Below are 4,088 nucleotides of genomic sequence, written 5' to 3' on the forward strand. Positions count from 1 at the left end.
GAAGACCCTGTGAACAAGACGAAGTCCGTGATCTTTACGGAAGAAGGACTGCGCGAGTCCGAGCGACTTTTTTATCAGCACTTTGTCATTCCGGAAAGAACCGGGAAGTGATTCAACGAACTTCTAACTCACGACACTAGCATGCCGAACGATCCCGCTTCCCAGCCAGCCGAAGACCCGCAACACAGCGCCCTGAAACAGGGGGTATTTCTGCACACGGGGTGGCGCAGCGCCGGAACATGGATCTGGTCGCGTCTGCGCGCACTCGATTCCGTGACCGGATTCTATGAACCGTTCAGCAACGTGCTCGCTGACCTGAGCCTCGCCGACGTTTCCGCGTCCCGTCCTACACTGACCTCTGGACATCCGCCGCTCGCCGCGCCGTATTTCGAAGAATACCGGCCGTTTCTGCAAGCGGGTGCGCGCGGTGTAGACGGATACAGGAAACGCTTCGATACCGATCGATTTTCGACTGTGCCGGATATGGAATTTCCCGCGCTGCAGGCTTATTTGACCCATCTGTGCGAGCGGACCGCCGCGCAAGGCAGCGTACCCGTCTTCAAATTTTGCCGTTCGTCTGGACGCTTGCCGTGGCTCAAGCGCGCCTTCCCGCACGCCATGCATGCGGCTGTGTTGCGAAATCCCGCCTCGCAGTTTGCCTCGGGGTGGCTGCTTAATCAGCAATGGGGCAATCCGTTCTTCGTGGCCGCACCGTTTCGCGTGCTGGGCCTGAATCAGTCGGATCCCCTGGTCCGGCAGGCCATCGAAATCTGCGGCGTGAGCTTGCCGCCCGCCGTGCCGACTTCGGATGACGCCTACGCCATAGCCTGCGAGCAATATGCACGCACGGCGGAAGGCAACAATGCGTATCGGGCGTTCGTCGCGTTGTGGATTCTCTGTGTGTTGCGGATGGCGGACGGCGTCGACCTGATGATCGACGTCGACCGGTTGGGACAGTCGCGCGACTATGCGGCCGGATTGCGTGCCGCGTTTCAGGCGCAGAGTGGCTTGTCACCCGACTTCAGCAGCGCGCGCGATCTGGTCGAGGAAACGCGCCGCAGCGCGGCGCGCATGGCTGGGATCGATGGCCGCTCGATGCGAGCGGTTCATTCCGCAGCGTTGAAATTCCTTAAGACGCAGAGCGGAGCGGACGCCGGTTTGACCGAACTCGTCCGCGAGAAGATGGTGCTGGCGAACGAATTGACTGAGCAATGGCGCTGACGCCTGAGCGGATCATCGACCGTGGACACAATCGGCTTTTCGAGTAACGCCGGTACACCGGCCAGTACAGTTGCCGCGCAAAAAACAATACAGTGAGGCGCGGTTTTATTGTGCTGTATCGGGAATATGACCGGCACCGTCGATACAGTTGGCAGGTCAACCCTTGCGGCCTATCCCGAACACGAGGTAACGAAATGAATGCAGTGAACGAACAAGCGAAGCTGTCGGTGCAGCAGTTAGGCCATTACATCAGTGGCGCGCCGGCTGCGTCGACTAGCGGCCGCGTCAAGGACGTGTTCAATCCCGCTACCGGTCAGGTGACCGGCTCGGTCGCTTTGGCATCGGTCGAGGAAGTGGATGCGGCGGTCAAGGCTGCCAAGGCCGCTTTTCCCGCCTGGAGCGAAACCGCGCCGATCAAGCGGGCACGCATTCTGTTCAAATTCAAGGAACTGCTGAACAGGCACCACGACGAACTCGCCATGCTGATCACACGCGAACACGGCAAGGTGTTCACGGACGCGCAAGGCGAAGTGGTGCGCGGTATTGAAGTCGTCGAGTTCGCTTGCGGCATTCCGAATCTGCTGAAGACCGATTTCACCGACCAGATCGGCGGTGGCATCGACAACTGGAATCTGCGTCAGGCGCTGGGCGTGGTGGCGGGCATCACGCCGTTCAATTTCCCGGTGATGGTGCCGATGTGGATGTTCCCGGTGGCGCTTGCCTGCGGCAATACGTTCGTGCTGAAGCCGTCGGAGCGTGACCCGTCCGCGTCGTTGCGCATTGCTGAACTGCTGAAGGAAGCCGGTTTGCCCGATGGCGTGTTCAACGTCGTGAACGGCGACAAGGTGGCCGTGGATGCGCTGATCGAACACCCGGACGTCGCGGCGCTGTCGTTTGTCGGATCCACGCCGATCGCCGAATACATCTACACGGAAGCATCGAAGCGCGGTAAACGCGTGCAGGCGCTTGGCGGCGCGAAGAATCATCTGGTGGTGATGCCGGATGCCGATCTGGACCAGGCGGTCGATGCATTGATCGGCGCCGCCTACGGTTCGGCAGGCGAGCGCTGCATGGCGATCTCGGTCGCGGTGGCGGTTGGCAATGTCGCTGATGAACTGATCGAGCGTCTGGTGCCGCGCGTGAAGTCGCTGGTGATCAAGAACGGCGAGAACCTCGACGCTGAAATGGGTCCGTTGGTTACCGCGGAACATAAGGCCAAGGTGGCCGGCTATATCGACTCGGGCGTGGCGGAAGGCGCGAAACTGATCGTCGATGGTCGTACGCATCCGGTCGTGAACGAAGACGGTTTCTTCATCGGCGGTACGCTGTTCGACCAGGTCGGCACGGAGATGAAGATCTACAAGGAAGAAATCTTCGGCCCGGTGCTGGCGGTGGTCCGTGTGCCCGATTTCGCGAGCGCAGTCGAGTTGATCAACGCGCACGAGTTCGGCAACGGCGTATCGCTCTTTACGTCGGATGGCGGCGTGGCGCGCGCGTTCGGCCGGCAGATTCAGGTGGGCATGGTCGGCATCAATGTGCCGATTCCGGTGCCGATGGCATGGCATTCGTTTGGCGGCTGGAAGCGTTCGCTATTCGGCGATCACCATGCATATGGCGAAGAGGGTGTGCGGTTCTATACGCGCTACAAGAGCATCATGCAGCGCTGGCCGGACAGCATCGCGAAGGGCGCTGAATTCACGATGCCGGTTGCGAAGTAACCGATAGAGCACTATTGCCGTAATGAAAAAAACCGCGCCTGATTTCAGGCGCGGTTTTTTAATGTGCCGTCGAATTCGCAACGCGGGCCGAAACGATCCGTGACCGAACCCACTATCACACCAGGTGGTGGCGCGGTTGCGATCACGCATTCATTCCGAAGCACCGGCTACTGCTTATCGTGCCGCAGCCCTTAAACACCAGCCGACGAATCCTCTTCCGCTTCACTCAACACGGCATTCTGCACCGCAGTAGCCGGGCTGACATAAAGCGGCGCCTGACGCGGGCTGTCGACGCTGTAGCGCAACCAGCCCGCTTCGACATAGACGCGCAACTGACGATACTTCACCAGATAGATCAAACCGACTATCGCTGCCGCGAAGCCCGATGCAGCGCCGACGCCGAGCGCCCAACGCGGCCCGAAGCGATCCGCGACCCAGCCGACAACCGGCGCGCCGAGCGGTGTGCCACCTAGCGCGATGGCCAGCAGGATCGCGATCACCCGGCCACGCATGGCCGGCTCGGTGGAAAGTTGCACGAGGCTGTTCGTCGAGGTGGTGAACGTCTGCGTCGACATGCCGATGACGACGAGTGCGAGCCCGAACAGCACATAGTTCGGCATCACCGCGGCGACCGTGCAGCCCACGCCGAAAATCGTCGCTGCGCCGAGCAACAGGGCCATACGAGGTTTCGCTCTGCGCGCGGCGAGCAGCGCACCAGTAACCGAGCCGATTGCCATGGTCGAGCTCAACACACCGTATTGGCTCGCGCCCGCATGAAACGCGGTGACCGACATGGTCGAGATGAAGATCGGGAAGTTCAGCCCGAAGGTGCCGATCAGAAACAGCATCAACAGCGCAGCTTTCAGATCGGGGCGCGTCCACACATACTTGAAGCCTTCCACAAAGCTGCCGCGTGTACGTGTCGCGCGGGGCTTCAGATTCAGCTCGCTGAGGCGTAGCGTGCGCAGCGAAAAGAGCACGGCGACGAAAGAGAGCGCGTTGATCAGAAACACCCAGCCGGTACCCACCGAGGCGATCAGGAGCCCCGCGACGGCGGGTCCGATCATGCGCGCCGCGTTGAACGAGGTAGAGTTCAGCGCGACCGCATTCGACAGATCGGCTTCTCCGACCAGATCGGAGACGAAGGTC

The 4,088-nt window shown here is 60.9% G+C and carries 4 protein-coding genes; 3 read left to right on the forward strand and 1 reads right to left on the reverse strand.

Translation table 11 applies throughout. The features are described 5' to 3' along the window. From VFE81_RS21775 to VFE81_RS21785, 3 genes are all read left to right on the forward strand, one after another. The coding region (locus VFE81_RS21775; protein WP_325044023.1) for a DUF6429 family protein at window positions 1-111 on the forward strand (111 nt) is incomplete at its 5' end. Between the two features lie 30 nt (window positions 112-141). Continuing rightward, window positions 142-1,221, forward strand: a complete 1,080-nt coding sequence (locus VFE81_RS21780; RefSeq protein WP_325046577.1) for a hypothetical protein — start codon at window positions 142-144, stop codon at window positions 1,219-1,221. Window positions 1,222-1,415: 194 nt separating this feature from the next. Further along, window positions 1,416-2,939 carry a CoA-acylating methylmalonate-semialdehyde dehydrogenase gene (locus VFE81_RS21785; RefSeq protein WP_325046578.1) on the forward strand — a complete coding sequence of 508 codons (1,524 nt, stop codon included), beginning with the start codon at window positions 1,416-1,418 and terminating at the stop codon, window positions 2,937-2,939. Between the two features lie 191 nt (window positions 2,940-3,130). On the opposite strand, the gene VFE81_RS21790 is transcribed toward VFE81_RS21785, so the two are convergent. Next, a partial coding sequence (locus VFE81_RS21790; RefSeq protein ID WP_325046579.1) for an MFS transporter occupies window positions 3,131-4,088 on the reverse strand: 958 nt, incomplete at its 5' end.

Source organism: Paraburkholderia sp., assembly GCF_035656215.1.
GTDB lineage: Bacteria > Pseudomonadota > Gammaproteobacteria > Burkholderiales > Burkholderiaceae > Paraburkholderia.

Excerpts from the sequence above, each read along its gene's own strand:
- VFE81_RS21780 (WP_325046577.1), top strand. The coding sequence starts at position 142 with ATGCCGAACGATCCCGCTTCCCAGCCAGCCGAAGACCCGCAACACAGC.
- VFE81_RS21785 (WP_325046578.1), top strand. The coding sequence starts at position 1,416 with ATGAATGCAGTGAACGAACAAGCGAAGCTGTCGGTGCAGCAGTTAGGC.